This window comes from Actinomadura sp. NEAU-AAG7 (assembly GCF_018603865.1).
Classification (GTDB): Bacteria; Actinomycetota; Actinomycetes; order Streptosporangiales; family Streptosporangiaceae; genus Spirillospora; species Spirillospora litoris.
On sequence record NZ_JAHFZY010000003.1, the window covers coordinates 14,092 to 33,984 of the forward strand.

21 protein-coding genes are annotated in these 19,893 nt (G+C 74.7%); 11 read left to right on the plus strand and 10 right to left on the minus strand.

The window, feature by feature from the left end; genetic code table 11:
* The first annotated feature begins 7 nt into the window (after window positions 1-7).
* The 4 genes from KLI87_RS14700 to KLI87_RS14715 are packed head-to-tail and all read left to right on the plus strand — an operon-like array spanning window position 8 to window position 2,811.
* Window positions 8-1,108, plus strand: coding sequence for a class II histone deacetylase (locus KLI87_RS14700; RefSeq protein WP_308166012.1), 1,101 nt, complete (start codon window positions 8-10; stop codon window positions 1,106-1,108).
* A 17-nt stretch (window positions 1,109-1,125) separates the two neighbouring features.
* Window positions 1,126-1,530: a phage holin family protein gene (locus tag KLI87_RS14705; RefSeq protein WP_214617523.1), complete on the plus strand. Its 405-nt coding sequence runs from the start codon at window positions 1,126-1,128 to the stop codon at window positions 1,528-1,530.
* Between the two features lie 43 nt (window positions 1,531-1,573).
* Window positions 1,574-2,311, plus strand: coding sequence for a 4-hydroxy-tetrahydrodipicolinate reductase (gene dapB, locus KLI87_RS14710; protein WP_214617525.1), 738 nt, complete (start codon window positions 1,574-1,576; stop codon window positions 2,309-2,311).
* On the plus strand, window positions 2,311-2,811 hold the full coding sequence (locus KLI87_RS14715) for a transglutaminase family protein (protein WP_214618064.1): 501 nt from the start codon (window positions 2,311-2,313) through the stop codon (window positions 2,809-2,811). The genes dapB and KLI87_RS14715 overlap by 1 nt, the downstream gene beginning before the upstream one ends.
* Here KLI87_RS14715 and KLI87_RS14720 read toward each other — a convergent pair whose 3' ends face one another.
* On the minus strand, window positions 2,812-3,477 hold the full coding sequence (locus KLI87_RS14720) for a hypothetical protein (protein WP_156219218.1): 666 nt from the start codon (window positions 3,475-3,477) through the stop codon (window positions 2,812-2,814).
* Window positions 3,478-3,530: 53 nt separating this feature from the next.
* Window positions 3,531-4,409, minus strand: coding sequence for an RNA polymerase sigma factor SigJ (sigJ, locus tag KLI87_RS14725; RefSeq protein WP_156219219.1), 879 nt, complete (start codon window positions 4,407-4,409; stop codon window positions 3,531-3,533).
* 171 nt (window positions 4,410-4,580) lie between these two features.
* Here sigJ and KLI87_RS14730 point away from each other — a divergent pair, with 171 nt between their 5' ends.
* Window positions 4,581-5,426, plus strand: a complete 846-nt coding sequence (locus KLI87_RS14730; protein ID WP_214617526.1) for a hypothetical protein — start codon at window positions 4,581-4,583, stop codon at window positions 5,424-5,426.
* Here KLI87_RS14730 and ftsH read toward each other — a convergent pair.
* Window positions 5,423-7,483: an ATP-dependent zinc metalloprotease FtsH gene (ftsH, locus tag KLI87_RS14735; protein WP_214617528.1), complete on the minus strand. Its 2,061-nt coding sequence runs from the start codon at window positions 7,481-7,483 to the stop codon at window positions 5,423-5,425. The genes KLI87_RS14730 and ftsH overlap by 4 nt on opposite strands.
* A 227-nt stretch (window positions 7,484-7,710) precedes the next feature.
* Between ftsH and KLI87_RS14740 the strand changes: the two genes are divergently transcribed.
* Window positions 7,711-8,220, plus strand: a complete 510-nt coding sequence (locus tag KLI87_RS14740) for an SRPBCC domain-containing protein (protein ID WP_156219220.1) — start codon at window positions 7,711-7,713, stop codon at window positions 8,218-8,220.
* An 8-nt stretch (window positions 8,221-8,228) separates the two neighbouring features.
* Here the strand turns inward: KLI87_RS14740 and modA are convergent, their stop codons facing one another.
* Window positions 8,229-9,008 carry a molybdate ABC transporter substrate-binding protein gene (gene modA / locus KLI87_RS14745; protein WP_156219221.1) on the minus strand — a complete coding sequence of 260 codons (780 nt, stop codon included), beginning with the start codon at window positions 9,006-9,008 and terminating at the stop codon, window positions 8,229-8,231.
* A gap of 113 nt (window positions 9,009-9,121) precedes the next feature.
* On the opposite strand from modA, the gene KLI87_RS14750 reads away from it, so the two are divergent.
* Window positions 9,122-9,802, plus strand: a complete 681-nt coding sequence (locus tag KLI87_RS14750) for a uracil-DNA glycosylase (protein ID WP_156219222.1) — start codon at window positions 9,122-9,124, stop codon at window positions 9,800-9,802.
* Window positions 9,803-10,110: 308 nt separating this feature from the next.
* Window positions 10,111-11,133, plus strand: a complete 1,023-nt coding sequence (locus KLI87_RS14755; RefSeq protein WP_214617529.1) for a hypothetical protein — start codon at window positions 10,111-10,113, stop codon at window positions 11,131-11,133.
* Here the strand turns inward: KLI87_RS14755 and KLI87_RS14760 are convergent.
* The 5 genes from KLI87_RS14760 to KLI87_RS14780 all read right to left on the minus strand — a co-directional run bounded on the left by KLI87_RS14760 (window position 11,097) and on the right by KLI87_RS14780 (window position 15,456).
* Window positions 11,097-11,963 carry a 1,4-dihydroxy-2-naphthoate polyprenyltransferase gene (locus KLI87_RS14760; protein WP_214617531.1) on the minus strand — a complete coding sequence of 289 codons (867 nt, stop codon included), beginning with the start codon at window positions 11,961-11,963 and terminating at the stop codon, window positions 11,097-11,099. The genes KLI87_RS14755 and KLI87_RS14760 overlap by 37 nt on opposite strands.
* 33 nt (window positions 11,964-11,996) lie before the next feature.
* A complete protein-coding gene (locus KLI87_RS14765) occupies window positions 11,997-13,697 on the minus strand; it encodes an MFS transporter (protein WP_308166013.1) in 1,701 nt (566 codons plus the stop codon).
* A gap of 65 nt (window positions 13,698-13,762) precedes the next feature.
* The gene (locus KLI87_RS14770) at window positions 13,763-14,308 is read right to left on the minus strand and encodes a GNAT family N-acetyltransferase (RefSeq protein WP_156219225.1); all 546 of its coding nucleotides are present in this window, start codon (window positions 14,306-14,308) and stop codon (window positions 13,763-13,765) included.
* Between the two features lie 4 nt (window positions 14,309-14,312).
* Window positions 14,313-14,870: a GNAT family N-acetyltransferase gene (locus KLI87_RS14775; RefSeq protein ID WP_214617532.1), complete on the minus strand. Its 558-nt coding sequence runs from the start codon at window positions 14,868-14,870 to the stop codon at window positions 14,313-14,315.
* Between the two features lie 16 nt (window positions 14,871-14,886).
* Entirely contained in the window at window positions 14,887-15,456 is a 570-nt protein-coding gene (locus KLI87_RS14780; RefSeq protein ID WP_214617534.1) for a CGNR zinc finger domain-containing protein, read from the minus strand.
* Window positions 15,457-15,579: 123 nt separating this feature from the next.
* Between KLI87_RS14780 and KLI87_RS14785 the strand changes: the two genes are divergently transcribed.
* On the plus strand, window positions 15,580-15,792 hold the full coding sequence (locus KLI87_RS14785) for a hypothetical protein (protein ID WP_214617536.1): 213 nt from the start codon (window positions 15,580-15,582) through the stop codon (window positions 15,790-15,792).
* A 37-nt stretch (window positions 15,793-15,829) separates the two neighbouring features.
* Here the strand turns inward: KLI87_RS14785 and KLI87_RS14790 are convergent, their stop codons facing one another.
* Window positions 15,830-17,218 carry a PLP-dependent aminotransferase family protein gene (locus KLI87_RS14790; protein WP_214617538.1) on the minus strand — a complete coding sequence of 463 codons (1,389 nt, stop codon included), beginning with the start codon at window positions 17,216-17,218 and terminating at the stop codon, window positions 15,830-15,832.
* Here KLI87_RS14790 and KLI87_RS14795 point away from each other — a divergent pair.
* On the plus strand, window positions 17,217-18,347 hold the full coding sequence (locus KLI87_RS14795; protein WP_156219230.1) for a DMT family transporter: 1,131 nt from the start codon (window positions 17,217-17,219) through the stop codon (window positions 18,345-18,347). The two genes, KLI87_RS14790 and KLI87_RS14795, sit on opposite strands and share 2 nt — an antisense overlap.
* 212 nt (window positions 18,348-18,559) lie before the next feature.
* Entirely contained in the window at window positions 18,560-19,624 is a 1,065-nt protein-coding gene (locus tag KLI87_RS14800; RefSeq protein WP_250903903.1) for a hypothetical protein, read from the plus strand.
* The last annotated feature ends 269 nt before the right edge of the window (window positions 19,625-19,893 follow it).

Genomic DNA, 19,893 nt, shown 5'->3' on the forward strand with positions numbered 1-19,893 from the left:
CCCTGACGTGAGCACCGGCTGGATCTGCCATGAGCGCTACTTCTGGCACGACACCGGGACCGGCCCGCTCGGCATGCCCGGCGGCGGCTACCTGGAGCCGCTGCGCCACCCGGACACCCCGGAGGCCAAGCGGCGGCTGCGCAACCTGGTCGAGGTGAGCGGGCTGCTGGACGCGCTGGTGCCGGTGGCGCCGCGGCCGGCCACCGAGGCCGAGCTGCTGCGCGTCCACACCGAGGCGCACGTGACGCGGATGCGGGAGCTGTCGGAGTCGGGCGGCGGCGACGCGGGCGACGGCGAGTCGGCGTTCGGCCCCGGCTCCTACGAGATCGCCCGCCTCGCCGTCGGCGGGGTGATCGCGGCGGTCGACGCCGTCCTGGACGGGACCGTCGACAACGCCTACGCGCTGGTCCGGCCGCCGGGCCACCACGCCGTGCCCGACCAGGGCATCGGGTTCTGCATGTTCGGCAACATCGCGGTCGCCGCGGAGCACGCCCGGTCGCGGGGGCTCCGCCGGGTCGCGGTCGTCGACTGGGACGTCCACCACGGCAACGGCACCCAGGCGGTCTTCGAGTCCGACCCGGGCGTGCTGGCGGTCTCGCTGCACCAGGACGGGCTGTTCCCGGCCGACTCGGGCAAGGTCGCCGAGCGCGGCACCGGGGCGGGGGAGGGGTTCACGGTCAACGTCCCGCTGCCCGCCGGGTCCGGCTCCGGCGCGTACGAGGAGGCGTTCGAGCGGGTGGTGGGGCCCGCCGTCCGCGCGTTCGAGCCCGAGCTGGTCTTCGTGGCCTGCGGGTTCGACGCGGGCGCCTTCGACCCGCTCGCCCGCATGTGCCTGCACTCCGACGCCTACCGGATGATGACCGCGCGCGTGCTCTCCTACGGCGCGCCGGTCGTCGTCGTCCACGAGGGCGGCTACTCGCCCGAGTACGTCCCGTTCTGCGGCCTCGCGGTCGTGGAGACCCTCGCCGGCGTCCGGACGCCCGTCACCGACCCGTTCCTGGAGAGCCTGCTCGGCATTCCCGGCCAGGAGACCACCCCCCACCAGCGGGAGGCCGTGGAGCGCGCGGCGGCGGCGCTCGATCTCGACGCCGTTAGACCCCGTCCCTGACCGGGTATCGCCCCGGCGTGAAGATCCTCATCAGGCTCGTGATCTCGGCCATCGCGCTGTGGGTGGCGCAGGCGCTGGTGGACGGCATCGACCTCACCGCGGGGAGCACGGCCCGGCGGGTGCTCACGCTGCTGGCGGTCGCGGCCATCTTCGGCGTCATCAACGCCTTCCTGAAACCGGTCATCCAGGTGCTCGGGTGCGCCTTCTACATCCTCACGCTCGGCCTGTTCGCGCTGCTGGTGAACGCCGCGCTGCTCATGCTGACGAGCTGGATCGCGGGGAAGCTGAACCTGCCCTTCCACGTGGACTGGTTCTGGCCCGCGTTCTGGGGGGCGATCATCATCGGCGTCGTGAGCTGGCTGCTCAACATGTTCGTCGCCGACGAGGTGTTCGACCGCGACCGCGACGGTGAGCGGGGTTGAGGCGGCGGTAGGCTCGGGCGGACGCCGAGACGGGGAGGAACACGTGATCAAGGTCGGGGTGCTGGGCGCGCGGGGCCGGATGGGCGCCGAGGTGTGCCGGGCCGTGCGGGACGCCAACGGCATGGAACTCGCCGCCGCCGTCGACCAGGGCGACGGGCTGGACGCGCTGACCGCCGCCGAGGTCGTCGTCGACTTCACCCACCCCGGTGTCGTCATGGACAACCTCCAGTGGTGCGTGAAGCACGGGATCCACGCCGTCGTCGGCACCACCGGGTTCGACGCGGCGCGGCTCGACAGCGTCCGCGCGTGGCTGGAGGAGGGGACGGGCAACGTCCTCATCGCGCCGAACTTCGGCATCGGCGCCGTGCTGATGATGCAGTTCGCGCGGAAGGCCGCGCCGTTCTTCGAGTCGGTCGAGGTTGTCGAGACCCACCACCCGAACAAGGCGGACGCCCCGTCGGGCACCGCCCGCCGCACCGCCGAGCTGATCGCCGCCGCCCGCGCGGAGGCCGGCGCCGCCCCCTTCCCCGACGCCACGTCCACGGCGCTGGACGGCGCGCGCGGCGCCGACGTCGAGGGCGTGCGCGTCCACGCCGTGCGGATGTCGGGCGCGGTCGCCCACCAGGAGGTGATCCTCGGCGGGCACGGCGAGCTGTTCACGCTCCGGCACGACTCGATGAACCGCGAGTCGTTCATGCCGGGCGTGGTGCTGGCCGTCCGCGAGGTCGCCGGGCTGCCCGACCGCCTCACGATCGGCATCGAGTCGCTGCTCGGCCTGTGATGGACTTCGACGCCCGGCCCTGGGAGTACCTCGGCGCGTCGGAGGCGATCGACATCGAGCACCCGCTCGTCCAGACGATCGCCGCACGGCTGCGCACCGGCGACGACCTCGCCTACGCCGAGGCCGCGTTCGACCACGTCCGCGACGAGATCACCCATTCGCTGGAGGCGACCGCCTGGCGGGCCTCCGACGCGCTCGACCGGCGGACCGGGCTCTGCTTCGCCAAGGCGCACGCCTACGTCGCCCTGCTGCGCGCGGGGGGCATCCAGGCCGGGCTGTGCTACCAGCGGCTGGACGGCGGCCTGCACGGCCTCACCGCCGTGCTGGCCGACGACCGCTGGGTCCATCTCGACCCGCGCGGCACCGACCTGGCCTTCTCCGCGTCCGAGGACCGCCTGGCCTACCCGGACGCGCCGGTCCTGCCGATGGTGCACGCCGCCCCGCCCCGCGCCGTCCTGGACGCGCTGAAGTCCGCGACGCCGCCCACGGATCTCGGCTGACTAGCGCGTGCGCAGCGCCGAGGGGTGCTGCTTGTAGGAGATCTCCAACTGGCGCCGGGGCCACGCGTCCTCGGGCTCGAACAGCCCGGTCAGCGACGCGACCAGGGCCGCCTCGCCCCGGCTCACCCGCTTCTTCCCCGGCCCGTGCTCCAGCGCGTAGGCGAACTCGGTGGCGGCGCAGGCGAAGGCGTCCCGGCTGCCGGTGAGGCAGAGCGTCCGCGCATGGGTGACGGGCCTGAGCCAGTCCCGGAAACCCTGCCGCCCGACCCGTGCCTCCCAGGCCGCCGCGTCCCGGACGGTGCGCTCGCCGTCCGGACGCACCGACAGGGGCGTCCCGCCCGCGAGCCTCCGCCGGACGCCGGGCCAGCGCGTCGCGGGGAACCCCAGCGAATGGTGCGCCAGCAGCAGGTCCACGCGGCCGCCGCACGACTCCAGGAAGCCCTCGTCCCCGTCGATCGGCGCCCCGTCCCGCAGCGGCACGTGGACGAGCGTCCGCCGCGAGTACGCCGCGAACGAGAACAGCCCGGCCAGGCGCGCCAGCCCCTCGCGGTCGCCGACGAGCCATCCGTGGCCCTCGGGGTCGGACAGGGCCGTGTGCCGCAGCGGCCGCCACGGCTGGACGACCCGGTGTCCCGCGGCCTGGAACAGGCGCAGCCTCAGACGCAACGGTTCCTCCCTTCCGACTGAGACGCCGCACCCTCCCCGGAGGTTCGCCCGCGTCAGCCGAGGGACGTGAGGTCGAGGGCGGCGAGCCGCTCGGGGTCGGCGAGGATGTCGATGGCGGCGATCCGCCCGTCGGCGACCGTGAAGGCCAGCAGCGAGAAGGGCCGCCCGTGGCTGACGGCCACGACCGCCGCCGTGCCGTTGACCAGCGCGGGCGTCAGCTCGTAGGGCGGGTGCCGGAACGTGAGCGCCTGCCTCGCCACGGTCTCCGCGCCGCGCACCTCCCGCCAGCCGCCGGGCACCGCGCCCTGGTCGGCCCGCAGCACCACGTCCGGGTCGAGGACGGCGACGAGCGCCTCGAAGTCCCCGCCGGTCGCCGCCGCCTGGAACGCCTCCACGACCTCGCGCTGCCGCGCCAGGTCGCGTTCGGGCACGGGCACCGAGCCGCGCACCCTCCGCCGCGCCCTGCTGGCGAGCTGCCGGGACGCGGCGGGCGAGCGCCCCACGATCGGCGCGATCTCCTCGAACGGCACCGCGAACAGGTCGTGCAGGACGAACGCCAGCCGTTCCGCGGGCGTGAGCGACTGCAGGACGACCAGCAGCGCGAGCCCGACCGAGTCGGCCAGCACCGCCCGCTGCTCCGGATCGACCCCGTCGACCGAGCTGACCACGGGGTCCGGCAGCCGCTCGTCGAGCGGCGTCTCGCGCCGCGACGTCCGGGACCGCAGCATGTCCATGCACACCCGCCCGACCACCGTCGTCAGCCACCCGCCGAGGTTCTGCACGGCGTCGGCGTCGGTCCGGCTGAGCCGCAGCCACGCCTCCTGCACGGCGTCGTCGGCCTCGGCGAGCGACCCGAGCATCCGGTAGGCGACGGCCTTCAGATGCCCCCGGTGGTCCTCGAACCGCTCGGCCAGAAACTCCCGCTCGTCCATCGACCCCATCCTCCGTTCGGCCACGTCACAGCTATGACGCGCCCGACCGCGAGTATGTGACGGGTCCGGCCGTGCCGGATCCGGGACTCCCGCCCGGCCGGGAGGGCGGAGTGATCCCTTGTGCGGGCGGCGGGGCGGGCCTAGCGTTCGGCGGAGTGGGAGGGAGAGCCTGTGGACGACTCGGACGCGCGGCGGATGTGGACGGTGCTGGAGCCGCTGCACGTGGTGACGTACTTCTCACCGGAGAGCCTCGGGGCCCTCAAGGAGGTCGGGCTCCGGGGCTTCTGGATGGGGTATTTCGGCGGACGGGCCGCGCCGCTCGGCCCGGTGGCGGCGGGCGTGGTCGAGGCGACGTTCTTCGGGTTCCACCCGGCGCGGGTGCGGCGGGCCGTCCCGGACGCGTGGGGGTTCGCGGCGCCGGAGGCCATCCTGCGGGCGCGGAGCGAGGCGGCGGCGGCGAACCTGCGGCGGGTCGCGCCGGGGATCGAGGACGCCGCGCCCGAGATCGTGCCCCTGCTCGCGAGGGTCGTCGACGCGGCGGACGGCGCCGGGCGCCCCCTGTTCGCCGCCAACCGCGACCTCAGCCTGCCGGATGATCCCGTGGAGGCGCTCTGGCAGCTCGCCACGTCGCTGCGGGAGCACCGGGGCGACGGGCATGTGGCGGCGCTGACCGCCGAGGGGCTCGGCGGGCTGGAGGCGAACGTCCTGGCCAGCGGGGTCGGAGCCGTCCCGGGGGACATGGTGTCCAAGGCGCGCGGCTGGTCGGAGGAGGAGTGGCGGGAGGCGTCGGCCGCCCTCGCCGCGCGCGGGCTCCTGGACGGGGACGCGGCGACCGGCACCGGCCGGGCCCTCAGGGCGGAGGTCGAGCGGCGCACCGACGCGCTCGCGGCGCCGCCCTTCCGGGTCCTGGACGACCCGGAAGGGCTCTACCGGACGCTCGTGCCGTTCGCGCGGGCCGTGGCCGACGCGGGCGAGGTCCCCTTCCCCAACCCGGTCGGCGTGCCCCGAGTCGACTAGCGCTGGGTCGGGGACGGGAACTTCGTGGTCTCCACCGGGACCGTGACGCGCTCGATCCCCGCGGCCGCGTAGGCGGCCTCCTCGTCCAGCGTCTCGTGTTCGAGGAGGACGCGGGCGAGGGAGTCCAGCTTGTCGCGGTTGGCGCGGAGGGTCTCCAGGGCCTCGGCGTAGCACTCGTCCACGATGCGGCGGGCCTCCAGGTCGACCGCGTCGAGGGTGCCCTGGGCGGCGTACTGGCCCATCGGGTCCATGCCGTCGGCGGGCAGGATCGACAGCGGGCCGACCTTCGGGGACATGCCCCAGCGGCCGACCATGCCGCGGGCGATCTTGGTGACCTGCTCCAGGTCGCTCTCCGACCCGGTGGTGATCACGCCGAAGACCAGCTCCTCGGCGGCCATCCCGCCGAGCGCGCCGATGATGCGGCCGCGCAGGTAGCGCTCGTCGTAGGCGTACCGGTCGCTCTCGGGGGTCGACACGGTGACGCCGAGCGCGCGGCCGTGCGGCACGATCGTGATCTTGCGGACGGGGTCGGCGCCCGGCTGGAGCATGCCGAGCAGGCCGTGCCCGGACTCGTGGTAGGACGTGCGGCGCCGCTCCTCGAACGGCATGACCAGCGAGCGGCGGGTGCCGAGCTGCACCTTCTCCAGCGCGGACTGGAAGTCGGCCATGTCGACCGCGCCCTTCTCGCGCTTGACGGCGAGCAGGGCGGCCTCGTTGACCAGGTTGGCGAGCTCCGCGCCCGTCATGCCCGGCGTCATCTTGGCGACGGAGGTGATGTCGGAGTCGCCCGCGAGCGGCACCTCGCGGGTGTGGACGCGCAGGATCGCGACGCGCCCGTCCAGGTCGGGCGGCGCGACGGCGACCTGGCGGTCGAACCGGCCGGGGCGCATGAGCGCCGGGTCCAGGATGTCGGGGCGGTTGGTCGCGGCGATCACGACGACGCCCTCGGAGCCGGAGAACCCGTCCATCTCGGTGAGGATCTGGTTGAGGGTCTGCTCGCGCTCGTCGTGGCCGCCCATGCTGGCGCCGCTGCCGCGGGCCCGCCCGATCGTGTCGATCTCGTCGATGAAGATGATCGACGGGGCGGTCTTGCGCGCCTCGGTGAACAGCTCGCGGACGCGGGCCGCGCCGACGCCCACGACCATCTCGATGAACTCCGACGCGGCGGCGGAGTAGAACGGCACGTCGGCCTCGCCCGCGACGGCGCGGGCCAGCAGCGTCTTACCGGTGCCGGGCGAGCCGGTGAGCAGCACCCCGCGGGGGACGCGGGCGCCCATCCGCCGGTACTTGCCAGGGTCCTTGAGGAAGTCGACGATCTCGCTCAGCTCGGCCTCGACCTCGTCGATCCCCGCGACGTCGGCGAACGTGGCGCGCTTCTCGTCCGGCTGGACGGGCTTGGGGGACCGGCCGAAGCCGCCCATGATCCCGCCGCCTCCGCCGCCGGACATCCGGCGCTGGAGCCAGACCATCACGCCGATCCACAGGCCGACGAACAGCAGCGTCGGCAGTAGCGACAGCAGGAGGTTGGCGAGCAGCCCCCGGTCCTCGCTGACGGGCTTGGCCTCGACCTGGACGCCCTTCCGCACCATCTCGGTGTAGATCTTGTCGTCGGCGAACGCGGGGCGCAGCGTCTCGAACGAGGTGTAGGTCTTCTTCGTGTCGGCCTGGCCGGGCACCTGCTGGGCGTTCTTCAGCTTGCCCTGGATCTGGTAGCCCTTGGTGTAGACGTCCTTGACGTTGCCCGCCGACACCTGCTGCGTGAACGCGGTGTAGGGCACCGACACCCGCTCCTGCTTGCCGGTGATGTGCATCGAGGCGTAGCTCAGCCCGAACACGACGGCCAGGAGCAGCCAGAACAGGTAGGTGTTGCGGCCGGGTTTCCAGCCGCCGCCGAAGCCGCGCGCGCGTCGCTCCGGCCGCCGCTCCGGCACCCCTTCGGCCCGCCAGGGCTGCTCGGGGTCGTTGCGGGGCGGGACCGACTGGCGCCTGTCGGGTTCGCCGGGGCCTCCTCGGCGCGCCGCCTCGCTCGGCTGCGGCGCGGGTCGCTTGGACGGCACGACTGACCTTCCCCCCGTACACGTCACCAGGCCGGGGCCGGTGAACACGATCTTCCCGGGCGCGTGCCCGCGGGTCGCGGTTGCGCGCAAGCCCGGTTGCGGGCTCCGGGGGAGTAAACGGCGTACGGCCCCCGGACGTTCCCTCTTGCCAAAGCTAATCCTCTTAGCTAGCCTGTTGGCTAATAAGCTTAGCCAATTGCAAAAAGTCATTAGCCAAGGAGGCCGCCATGATCCGCCGCGTCGTCGTCACCGCCCTCACCGTCCCGGTCCTGGCCGCCGGCGGCCTGCTCGCCTGGGGCGAGCTGGCGCCGCACGAGGTCAGCAGCACCGTCGAGATCGCCGCGCCCGCCGACAAGGTCTACGGCATCCTCACCGACTTCGGCAGCTTCCCGGAGTGGAACCCGTTCATCGTCAAGGCCGAGGGCGAGCCGAGGAAGGGCGCGCGGCTCCGCAACGTGCTGCGCGACTCCGGCGGAAGCTCGATGACGTTCGAGCCGAAGGTCCTCGCCGCCGAGCCGGGCCGAGAGCTGCGCTGGATCGGGCGCCTGTGGGTGCCCGGGATCGTGGACGGCGAGCACTACTTCCGGATCGAGCCCGCCGGGCAGGGCCGCGTCCGCCTCACCCAGGGCGAGCGGTTCAGCGGCGCGCTCGTCCCGGTCGCGGGCGGCCAGCTCAAGATGGAGGACGAGTTCGCCGCCATGAACGCCGCCCTCAAGGCCCGCGCCGAAGCGTCCTGACGCGGGCGTCAGCGGGCGGGGCCGGGGCCGGCGAAGCCGTACTTGCCCAGCAGCTTCTGCGCCTCGGGCGTGCTCAGCCACGACACGAACGCGTTCGCCTCGTCCAGGTGGTGGCCGCCCCTGACGGCCGACGCCGGATAGGCCGCCGTGACGTTGAGGTTCGCCGGGATCGGGACGCTGCTCGCCGCCGCCCCCGCCGACCCCAGGTCGGTGATGTAGACGAGGCCGGCGTCGGCGTCCCCGGTGCGGATCCGGTCCAGGACCGCGCGGGCGCTGATCTCCTCCGACCTCCACCGGACGCTCACCCCGGCCCGCGCCAGGACCTGCCGGGCGTACCGTCCGACCGGGACGATCTCGGCCCCCGCCACGACCCGCAGCCCCGGTCGCGCGAGGTCGCGCACGTCGCGGATGCCGCGCGGGTTGCCGGGCGCGACCGCGATCGTCATCGAGTTGTGCGCGATGACCGGGCGGGGGCCGGTCAGGTAGCGGTCGGCCTTCCGCATGCTCGCCTCGTCCGCCGTCACCAGGACGTCGCCGGGGTCGTGGTCGGACAGCCGGCCCGCCATCTCCTGCGACCCGCCGAACTCCAGCCTCACCTTCACGCCAGGGTTGGCCTGCGAATACGCCAGACCCATCTCCCCGAACGCCTCGGTCAGCGACGAGGCCGCGAGGACCCTCAGCGTCACCGGGCCCGACGAACCGCCGCAGCCCGCCGTGAGGCCGAGCAGCACGAGAACGGTGAGCAGCGCGGATGCTCGGGGGCGGCGCCGGCCGGGGGAGTCGGGCATATGGCCCGATCTTAGGGTCCCGGGGCATTCGCTCCCGTGATTCCGCCCTGGCGTGTCAGTGCCCCGCACTAGTGTTCCGGATAGCTGGAGATCACTTCCCCGGAGGCCCGACGATGTCGCTCGACCTGATGGAATCGCTGCCCGGCGACTGGCGGGAGCGGCTCGACCCGCTGCTCGACCCGATCGCCACCGCCGCCCTTGAGGCGTTCGTGGCCGCCGAGTACGCCGAGCAGACCGTCTACCCCCCGCAGGCCGACCTGTTCAACGCGTTCAGGCACTGCGCGTACGAGAACACCCGCGTCCTGATCCTCGGGCAGGACCCCTACCACGGCCCCGGCCAGGCGCACGGGCTCAGCTTCAGCGTCCGCGAGGGCGTGCGGCTGCCGCCGTCGCTGCGCAACATCTACAAGGAGCTGGCCGCCGACCTGGAGATCCCGCCCGCGGGGTCCGGCGACCTCACCCGGTGGGCCGACCAGGGCGTCCTGCTGCTCAACGCGGTGCTGACCGTCCGCGCGGGCGACGCCGGGTCGCACGCCGGCAAGGGCTGGGAGGACTTCACCGACGCCGCGATCCGCGCCCTCAACGACAAGACCGACCGCGTCGTCTTCGTGCTCTGGGGCGCCTACGCGCGCAAGAAGGCCCGCCTCATCACCGGCCCCCAGCACACCGTGATCGAGTCGGCCCACCCGAGCCCGCTCAGCGCCAAGAAGTTCTTCGGCACGCGCCCCTTCAGCGCCGTGAACAAGGCCCTGGTGGACGCGGGCCGCTCCGAGATCGACTGGAACCTCGCCTAGGACGCCCCCGCAACGGCCCTAGCCGCCACGCGAGTGCGTAGCTGACCGGTGGGGCGAAGCCGAAGGCGAGCCCCACCGGGAAGATCGCGAAGCGATGCCGCACTCGCCAAAGGCGCGGTCACGGCCGCGAGCCGCCAGGCGAGCGGTTGGGGGCCGGGGCTTCGTGAGTACGGCCGCCACGCGAGCGGTCGTGGGCCGGGGCTTTCATGAACACAACCGCATGATCACCCCTGTGGGGGAGCCGGGCGGTTCCGGTTCCCCCGGCGGCGGGAGGCGGGGCGGCGGGCGTTCGGGCGAGCATGGCGGGCATGACCGTTTCAGCTCATCCGCTGCCGGGACGCGGCGCCGCCGGGGTCCCGGGCGCGGGGCCCGGACGTGTCCGCCTGGCGGTCTGCGTCGCGACCGTCGCCGCCTGCGTCCCCTACCTGACCATCAAGATCGCTTGGCTGTCCGGCAGCACGGTCGGCTGGAACGACGTCGACGCCGCGAAGGACTCCGCGCTCTACGTCGGCAACGCGATCACGATGGCCATGGACGCGGCGGCCGTGCTCGTCGCGCTGGCGTTCACGTTCCGGTGGGGGCTGCGGATCCCGGCGTGGGCCGTCCTGGCGCCGATCTGGATCGCGGCCGGGCTGCTCGCGCCGATCGTCGTGGCCGTCCCGCTGGGGTCGGCGTCGCAGACGCTCACCTCGTCGGAGTCCCTGACCGGGACCGACAACGGCCTCCAGGGCTGGGTCTACGCCGTCGTGTACTCGGGATTCACGGTGCAGGGCCTCGGGCTGCTGGCGGCGTTCGTCCTCTACGCGCGGACGCGGTGGCCCGACGTCTTCACCAGCCGGACCAGGGACCTCCCCGAGGGCGCGACCCACGCGCTCCAGAGACTCCTCGCGTTCGGGGCGGCGGGGCTGGCGGCCGTCGTCGCGCTCGCCGACCTCTTCTGGGCCCTCGGCGGGACGGTCGGGCTCACCGCCGAGGAGATCCAGGACCGGACCGTCCTTCGACACACGGTCGACGGCGTCTCAGGTCTGCTGACGGCCGCCGGGGCGGGCGCGCTGCTCCTGATCGTCCTGCGCGCCGGACGCCCCCGCGGGTTCGTGCCGCCGCTCGCCGCCGCGTGGGTGGGGTCGGGGGCGACGTTCGCCGGGTCCCTGTACGCCCTGCTGGTGATGCTCGGGCGCCCGGCGCACCTGGCGTCCGGCTTCACGGTCGCCGAGGCCATGACGGCGCTCGCCGGGGTGCTCGCGGGGCTCGTCATGGGCCTCACCGGCGCCGTCCTGCTCGTGGAGCGGGATGGTCAGATGGCGAGGCCGATCGCCAGCAGCACCCCGTAGGCGATCTGCAGCCGGCCGGTCTCGCCCAGCACCGGGATCAGGGCGGGGCCGACCGCGCCGTTCAGCACCTTCTGCGTGGGCGGCACCGACAGCGGCGCCGCCAGCAGCGCGATCAGCACCCACGGGTGCGGGGCGGCCAGCCCGAGGACGATCATGAACGGCAGCGCGGTGCAGACCGCGTATATGATCCGCGTCCAGCGGTCGCCGACGACGACGGCCAGGGTCCGCTTGCCCGAGACGCGGTCGGTGGGGATGTCGCGCAGGTTGTTGGCGACCAGCAGCCCGCAGGCCAGCAGCCCGATCGGCACCGCCGCGACCCACGCCTCCCACGGCAGCCCCTCCACCTGGACGTAGGCCGTCCCGACGACGGCGACCAGGCCGAAGAACACGAACACCGAGATCTCGCCGAGCGCGCGGTAGCCGTAGGGGGTCTTGCCGCCGGTGTAGTACCAGGCCGCCAGGATCGCGAACGCGCCGATCAGCACCAGCCACCACGTCGTCACGGCGGCGAGGACGAGGCCCGCCACGCCCGCGACGGTGAAGGCGCCGAGCGCGGCGGCCAGCACCTGCCTGGGCGGCGCGACCTTGGACCCGACGAGCCGCAGCGGCCCGACGCGTTTCTCGTCGGTGCCGCGGATGCCGTCGCAGTAGTCGTTGGAGTAGTTCACGCCGATCTGCAGGACCAGGGCCACGACGGCGGCGAGCAGCGCGCGCCACCAGACGGCGTGGTCCGCGCCGACCGCGACCCCGGTGCCGACGACGACGGGGACGAGCGAGGTGGGCAGCGTGCGAGGCCGGGCGCCGGCGACCCACTGGGAGAGCGTTGCCAAAGTTATCCCGGGTTCTCGTGCGATGACAGGGGACTATCCCTTCGATTGTCCACGATCATGATCACTGCTCGGGCGCAGCCGCAGCGACATCGCGAGGCCGAGCGCCAGGATCGCGGCGGTGGCGAGCGCCCCGTGCCTGGTCGCCACCGCGAGGCTGGCGTCGGCGGCGTGCGCCTCGGCGCCCATCCCCGGGGTGTCGTGCAGGTCACGTCCGTAGGTCCCGGCGCTGTCGCGCAGCTCGCGGGTGATGGCGGCCTGCCGCTCGGGCGGCAGCCCGGACCCGGCGAGCCGGTCGCTCATCGCGTGCCCGAGGCCGGTCGCGAACACCGTCCCGATCAGGGCGATGCCGAGCGCCGCGCCGACCTGGCGGGCGGTGGACTGGGTGCCGGACGCCTGCCCGGCCAGCGCGGGCGGCACGTCCGCCAGCGAGACGTTGGTGAGCTGCGCCGAGGTCAGGCCGAGGCCGAAGCCGTACAGCAGCATCCAGGGCGCGAGCCCGAACCCGGTGGTGGACGCCGACACGGTGAGGCCGAGCGCGAGGACGGCCGCGACCTCCAGCACCATGCCGATCTGCACGACCCGGTGCGCGCCGCGCCTGTTCGCGAGCCGGCCCGCGTACCCGCCCGACAGGAACGCGCCGACCGCCAGCGGCAGGATCGCCACGCTGATCTGGAGCGGGGACGTCCCGTGCACGCCGAGCAGGAACAGCGGCAGGATGAACAGCAGCCCCAGCTCGCCCACGCTGATCAGCGACGAGGCCACGTTGCCGTGCCGGAAGTTCGCGATGCGGAACAGCGCCAGGTCGAGCATGACCGCGCGCCCCGCCGCCGCCCGCGCCCGCTCGACCACGACCAGCACCGCGACCAGCGCGATCCCGAGCGCGAGGACGACCGGGACCGGCGACAGGCCGGTGCCCGGCCACTCGAACGCGCCGATCGACATCGGACGCGTCGCCGCCCACCAGCCGTAGGTCTGGCCTTCGATCAGCCCGAACACCAGCGCGCCGAGCCCGAGCGCCGACAGCAGCCCGCCGACCCAGTCGATCTCCCGCCACGCGCTCCCGGACCGGTCTCCTGCGGGGGGACGCCCCCCCACGCCTCCCGGAACGGCGGGTTCCACCCGCGTCTCGGGCATCAGGGCGAGAGCGCCCACCACGAGCGCGGCGCCGAGCGGCAGGTTGATCCCGAACGCCCAGCGCCAGCCGCCGCCGGTGGCGACCGCGCCGCCCACCAGCGGGCCGAGCGCGGCCATGCCGCTGATCAGCGACCCCCAGATGCCGAACGCGATCGCGCGGTCGCGGCCGGTGAACATCGCGTTCACCGTGGACAGCGTCGCCGGAAGGATCATGGAAGCGCCGACGCCCTGCAGCGCCCGCGCGCCGACCAGCGTCCCGGCGCCGCCCGCGAGCGCCGCGAGCAGGCTCGCGACCGAGAACACCGCGACGCCGAGGACGAACATGCGGCGGCGCCCGAACAGGTCGCCCGCCCGCCCGAACGGGATCAGCAGCGCGGCGAACACCAGCGAGTAGACCGAGGTCACCCACTCCGCGCCGGTGGTCGTGAGGTCCAGCCCGGTGACGATCCGGGGGAGCAGGACGCCGACGATCGTGGCGTCGACCACGATCAGCGAGACGCCGAGGCTGATGACGACCATGCCGAGCCAGCGGCGGCGGCCGGCGCGCGACGGCCCCGCCGAGACATGCGGCGGCGGGCTCAGGGAGGTGGACTCGGGCACGACTTCAAAGATATGGCCGGACGCCCCGTGCCCTTCACCGACCCCTGCCGAACGCCCCGCCCCGCCTACAGTTCGTCGGCGATGCCGGTGTGCAGGCGGATCTGCCGGACGGGCTCGCCCATGTCGAGCGTCCTGGCCGTCCCGTCGGGGGCCCAGCCCGCCGAGCCGAGGAACCCCCGCGTCACCGCGTCGTCCTCGAACGCCCAGGTGGTCAGCGTGCGGAAGCCGTCCTCGCGGAGCAGGTCCACGGAGGCGGCCAGCAGCCTGCTGCCGTGCCCGGCGCGGCCGTGCGTCGGGTCGACCAGCAGCGCGACGAGTTCGGCGTCCGCCGCCGGGTCGAGGTCGGCGTCCTCGGCGGGGGCGTGCGCGGCGAACCCGACCACCAGGTCGTTCGCCACCGCGACCAGCAGCCGGTGGCGCGGGGACGGGGGCGACACCGCCGCGTCCGCCCACCGCTCCCGCCAGGCCGCGAGCGCCTCGGGACCGGTCACCCTCGTGAGGACCTCCGGCGGGAGCAGGTCCCGGTAGCCGAGCCGCCAGGCGCGCACCTGGATGTCGGCGACGGCGGCGGCGTCCGCGCGCCGGGCGGGCCGCACGCCCACATCGGCCATGGCGTCACGTGTCCTCTCGTCCGGGATCACCGCTCACCCTAGGGGGACGCGTGAGGTCGCGCTCGCACCGGAGGTGGGTGACGACGTGCCCGCGCAGCTCCGTCTCCTCCCGCGCCGTCTCCGTCAGCCCCGCCCGCGCGTAGAAGCGCCGGGCCCGCGTGTTGGTGTCGAGCACCCACAGGACGAGCCGGTCGTACCCGGACGCGCGGCTCTCGTCCACCACCCGCTCCAGCAGGGCGCGGCCCACGCCGTCCGACCAGAACTCCGGCGCGACGTACAGCGAGTAGAGCTCGACGCGGGACGACGCGGAGGTGTCGCGCGGCCGCCGCTCGGGCCCGAAGGCCGCCATCCCCGCCGGGACGCCGTCGACCTCGGCCAGCAGCATCCGGCCGTGCGGGTTCGCCTCCGGCCACCGGCGCCGCCGCTCGACCTCGTCCGGGCCGGTGAGGTCGTCGATCACCGCCCGGGGGAGCAGCCCCGCGTAGCCCGCCCGCCACGACGCGGCGCGGGCGGCCTCGATCGCCTCGGCGTCCTCCGCCCCCGCGAAACGGATCGTCAGCACGGCGCGAGGATACGGCTCAGCGCGCGGGCGCCGCGCCGGCCGGGGGGCGGCGCCGGGCGCGGTAGGCGCGGGTCTTGGTGCGGTTCCCGCAGGTCTTCATCGAGCACCAGGCGCGGGAGCGGTTCTTGGAGGTGTCGAGGAACGCCCAGCGGCAGGTGTCCTCCTCGCAGACCTTGAGCCGGGCCCAGGTCCCGGCGGCCGCCGCGTCCATGATCGCCGAGGCGACGCGGGCGAGGCCGGCGGCGGCCGCCGCGGCGCCGCCCGCCGGGACGAGCGCCGGGCGGGGCCCGTCGAGGACGACCCGCAGGGGGAGCTCGGCGAGCACGTCGTCGAGGTCGCAGACCTCCTCGTCCGTCGGCCCCCGGTGGGCGAGCATCGCGGCGCGCAGCCCCTCGCGCAGGGCGATCCCCATGGCGAGGTCGGCGTCGCCCGCCGCCGTGCCGGACGGGACGAGCCCGCGCTCGGTGAGCCAGCGCGCGAGGTCGGCGGGCGCGGCGAACCCGTCGGTGCCGGAGTCGACGTCGAGCGTGTTGACGAAGTCCCGCAGCAGCAGCGCGGCGTCCTCACCGGGACCAGCGTCGGCCATCACCCCTCCTGCCTGTCACCGAGCACCCTACCCAACCCGCAACACCGGCATTCCTGCTTTGGTGGTTGCAGCATGAGCGACACCAGCGTTACGGTTTAGCTGGTGTCAACGATGGGAGACCGAATGAACGCCCTGCCTTACCTGGCGGACCTGGCGACGCGGCACGCGTGGGCGCGGCGGCAGTACGCGCGGCTGCACGCCGACCTCGTCGAGGCGCGCCTCGCCGCCCGCGCGGAGGCGCTGGAGCGCGCCGAGCGCAGGTCGAGACGCGTCCACGACCTGATCGGACGGCGCCGGAGCCGCGCCGCCGGCCGCCCGGCGGAGCCGAGGCGATGAGTTCTGCTCCTGCGCGGCCCGCCGAGTCAGGGGGAGGTCAGCGCGGCAGGACGGAGGCCAGCCGCCGGACGCCCTCGGCCAGCTCCGCCTCCGAGGCCGCCGTGCCGTAGCTGATCCGCAGGTGAGGGGCCGGGGCCTCGGCGGGGAAGAACGGGCGCCCGGCGCTGACCAGGACGCCCGCGCGGAGCGCCGCCTCGGCCAGGTCCACGTCGTCCACCCCTTCGGGCAGCCGCAGCCACATGTGGAAGCCGCCCGCCGGGCGGCTCGTCCGCACCTCCGGCAGGTCGCGCGCGATCGCGGCGAGGACGGCGTCGCGCCGCGACCGCAGCGCCGCGCGGACGGTGCGCAGGTGCCGGGGCCAGCCCGGCGAGCTGACCAGTTCGAGCAGGGTCTCCTGCAACGGCCGCGCGGGGAAGAACTCCTCGACGAGCTGCGTCGCGCGGATCCGCTCCGCGACCGGGCCGCGCGCGATCACCGCGGCGACCCGCAGGCTCGGCGCGGTGGCCTTGGTGAGCGAGGCGATGTGCACGACGCGGCCCTCGCCGTCCCGCGCGACCAGCGGCGGCGGGGGCGGGTCGATGCCGAGGTGCCGCGCGAAGTCGTCCTCGACCACGAACGCGCCCGCCGCCCGCGCCACCGCGAGCACCCGCTCGCGGCGCTCCGCCGACAGCACCGCCCCGGTCGGGTTGTGGAAGGCGGGCTGGCAGTACAGCACTCGCGCGCCGCTCATCGCGAACGCCTCGGCGAGCAGGTCGGGCCGCACGCCGCCCGCGTCCACCGGGACGGGCACCGGGTGCAGCCCGCTCGCCCGCGCCACCGCGAGCACGCCCAGGTAGGTCGGCGACTCCACCAGCACGGGCGCGCCGGGCGGCAGCAGCGCCCGCAGCACGGTCGTCAGCGACTGCTGCCCGCCGCTGGTGATCACCACGTCGGACGGCGCGACGCCGCCGCCGACCGTCCGGGCGAACCAGGCGCGCAGCTCGGGCAGGCCGCCGAGCGCGGGCATCTCCCACGCGTCCGGCCGCCGGGCCGCCCTGGCCGCCGCCGTCGCGAGCGCGCGGACCGGCTGGAGCGTCGGGTGCAGGTACCCGCCGCTGAGCGCGGCCGTGCCCTCCGGCGCGGGCGTGAGCAGCCACGACACCCCGGAGGCGTCGACCGCCCGGTCGCCGAGCGTCACCGCCTGCCAGCCCGGGTCGGACGGCTCGGCGGGCGCCGGGCGGTCGGCGGCGAACGTGCCGCTCCCCGGGCGGGTGACGACCAGCCCCTCGGCGGCGAGCAGCCCCAGCGCCCGCGAGACCGTCACCGGGCTGACCCGGTGCCGCTCGACCAGCGACCGGCTCGACGGCAGCCGCTCCCCAGGATTCAGCCCGCGCACCTCCGCGCGCAGCCGATCGGCCAGGGAGAGCACGCTGCTATCTTGTTGCATGAGGAATCACGATAGCGCTACCGCCTCCACGCCGGTAGCGGCCGGCGGGCTGTGGCTCGCCTCGATCGGTGTCCTGATCTACTCCTTCACCTTCCCCGGCACCGAGTTCGGGCTGGAGGGGCTCGACCCCTACGTGATCGGCGTCGGCCGGTCCGCCGCCGCGGCCGGGCTCGCCGCGATCGCGCTCCTGGCGGTGCGCGCCCGGCGGCCCCGGCGCGACCAGCTCCCCGGGCTCGCGGTCGTCTGCGCCGGAGTGATCTTCGGGTTCCCGGTGCTGACCACGCTCGCGCTCGACCGGGGCGCATCCTCCGGCCACTCCGCCGTCGTGATCGGGCTGCTGCCCGCCGCGACCGCCGTGCTCGCCGTCCTGCGCGCGGGGGAGCGGCCCTCCCGCGCGTTCTGGCTCGCGAGCGGGGCGGGCGCCGCCTGCGTCACCGGCTTCGCGCTCGTGCGCGGCGCGGGCCGCCTCACGGTCGGCGACCTGCTGCTGTTCGCCGCGCTGCTGGCCGCCGCCGCCGGATACGCCGAGGGCGCGCGGCTCACCCGCGACATGCCCGGCTGGCGCGTGATCTCCTGGGCGCTGGTCCTGGCCGCGCCGGTCACCGTCCCGGTGACCGGCTGGCTGCTGGCCACCACCGGCCCGCACTGGACGGGGCGCGCCGCCCTCGGCTTCGGCTACGTGACCGCGTTCTCCGCCTACCTCGGCTTCTTCGCCTGGTACGAGGGCCTGGCGCGGGCCGGGATCGCCCGCGCCAGCCAGGTGCAGCTGACCCAGCCCGTCCTGACGCTGGTGTGGTCGGCCCTCCTACTGGAGGAGTCGATCGACGCCACCACCGCGCTCGCCGCCGTCGGCGTCCTCGTGTGCGTGGCGCTGACCCAGCGGACGCGCGTCCGCCGGGACGCGCCGGCGGCGCGCGGCCGGGTCCGGTCAGTCCCGGACGATCTGTACCAGCAGCGTGACGACCCCGACGCCCACGCCGATCGGGACGGCGGCCCCGGGCGCGGCGGCGCACAGGGCGGCGGCGCCCACCGCGGCGATCAGGATCACCAGGGCGCGCGTGCTGAGCAGGGGTTTCGGTTCGGCCCGGTTCGGTCGTCCTCGCATGACGCTCGACCTCCATCCCGATGAAACGGGGTTCGGACCGGGCGGCTCACGCCTCGCAGCGGAGGGGCGCGGACCCTGCCGGGTCCGCGTCCGACGAACCGCCTGGTCACCACATCGTTCCGGCGGTGTCAACGGATCGCGCGCGCGACCCGCGATCCCGACCGAAACATGATCGTCCCGTGGCCGCCGCATGCCGTCCGCGTCCGAACCGCCCACTGATCCGCGATCATGGCGGGATGCGGCGATCGGGTGGAACGTCCTGGCGGCGGCTGCTCCTGCGCTCCCTGCGCTGGACGGCCTGGGCGGCGGCCTACGCGCTGGGGCTCGCCGCGATCACCGTCAGCGGCGCCTTCGTGTGGTGGCAGCGGGAGCCGCGCGCGCCCGGCACGGAGGTGAACGCGCTGTGGGCGCGGCACCAGTGGGTGGGGGAGCCGCACACCGACGCCGAGTACCGCGCGTTCGCGGATCTGCTCAAGCGCAACCGGATCACCGACGTGTACTTCCACGCCGGCCCCTTCGAGGCGGACGGGACCGTCCCCCCGGCCAAGTACCGCTACGCCAAGCAGCTCCTCGGGGCCGTGCGCGAGTACGCGCCGGGCGTCCGCGCGCAGGCGTACCTGGGCCAGATCCGGACGGTCGAGGGCCACGGGGTCACCGACCTCGACGACCCGGCCGTCCGCGCGCGGGTGCTGGGCAGCGACGCGGCGCTCCTCGACGCCGGGTTCGACGGCATCCACTACGACTTCGAGCCGATCTACCCCGACGACACCGCGTTCCTGGCGCTGATGGACGCCACGCGCGCCCTGACCCGGTCCCGGGGGCGGCTGCTGTCGGTCGCGCTGGAGCAGCCGACGCTGTTCGACGCGCTCCAGCCCGTCTACAAGGCGCTCGTGCCGCGGCACGGTCCGGTGCACTACCCGCCGCGTCCGACCAGGGAGTTCCTCCTCAGGATCGCCGACCGGGCGGACCAGGTCGCGATCATGACCTACGACGTGTCGCTGCCGACGAAGGCGCTGGCCGGATGGCACTTCGCCCGGCACACCCGCTGGACGCTGGAGCTGATCGGGGACCGCACGACGGTGTTCATGGGCGTCCCGACGTACCGGCCGCTGGTGCCGTGGGCGGAGGACCTCGCGGTCGCGCTCCGGGGCATCCGGCGCGGCGTGGACGACCTGGAGCGGCCGCCGGAACGCCCCTTCGGCGTGGGCGTCTACGCGGACTGGACGACCGACGACGCCGAGTGGGCGCGCTACCGCGCGGAATGGCCCGCCGGGACGGCCGCCGCCGGGGCCGCGCGCTGAACCACCCGCCGGGCACCCGATCGGGGTGCCGCGGGCAACGCCAGGGCGAGCAGGGTCATGTTATCCAACCGAGTCCGGGAAGTGGCCGGACTGACCCCGTAACGTCGCGTTTGCGTGCAACGATGTGGTGATGGAGCCGCCGCCACGCGTACCCCCGAGCGTGTGGCGGCGGATCCTCCAGAAGCGCGGCCGGATCCCGGCCGCCGGGCCCGTTTTCGGCGGTGCGCGGGCGGTGTCCCCCGCCCGGTTCCGGCCCGCGGGCGGCGGCC

Bases quoted from the DNA above. Each gene is read 5' to 3' on its own strand.
- KLI87_RS14715 (WP_214618064.1), top strand. From the start codon at position 2,311: ATGGACTTCGACGCCCGGCCCTGGGAGTACCTCGGCGCGTCGGAGGCG.
- sigJ (WP_156219219.1), bottom strand. From the start codon at position 4,409: ATGGACGAGCGGGAGTTTCTGGCCGAGCGGTTCGAGGACCACCGGGGG.
- KLI87_RS14740 (WP_156219220.1), top strand. From the start codon at position 7,711: ATGATCCGCCGCGTCGTCGTCACCGCCCTCACCGTCCCGGTCCTGGCC.
- modA (WP_156219221.1), bottom strand. From the start codon at position 9,008: ATGCCCGACTCCCCCGGCCGGCGCCGCCCCCGAGCATCCGCGCTGCTC.
- KLI87_RS14750 (WP_156219222.1), top strand. From the start codon at position 9,122: ATGTCGCTCGACCTGATGGAATCGCTGCCCGGCGACTGGCGGGAGCGG.
- KLI87_RS14755 (WP_214617529.1), top strand. From the start codon at position 10,111: ATGACCGTTTCAGCTCATCCGCTGCCGGGACGCGGCGCCGCCGGGGTC.
- KLI87_RS14770 (WP_156219225.1), bottom strand. From the start codon at position 14,308: ATGGCCGATGTGGGCGTGCGGCCCGCCCGGCGCGCGGACGCCGCCGCC.
- KLI87_RS14780 (WP_214617534.1), bottom strand. From the start codon at position 15,456: ATGGCCGACGCTGGTCCCGGTGAGGACGCCGCGCTGCTGCTGCGGGAC.
- KLI87_RS14785 (WP_214617536.1), top strand. From the start codon at position 15,580: ATGAACGCCCTGCCTTACCTGGCGGACCTGGCGACGCGGCACGCGTGG.
- KLI87_RS14795 (WP_156219230.1), top strand. From the start codon at position 17,217: ATGAGGAATCACGATAGCGCTACCGCCTCCACGCCGGTAGCGGCCGGC.
- KLI87_RS14790 (WP_214617538.1), bottom strand. From the start codon at position 17,218: ATGCAACAAGATAGCAGCGTGCTCTCCCTGGCCGATCGGCTGCGCGCG.
- KLI87_RS14800 (WP_250903903.1), top strand. From the start codon at position 18,560: ATGCGGCGATCGGGTGGAACGTCCTGGCGGCGGCTGCTCCTGCGCTCC.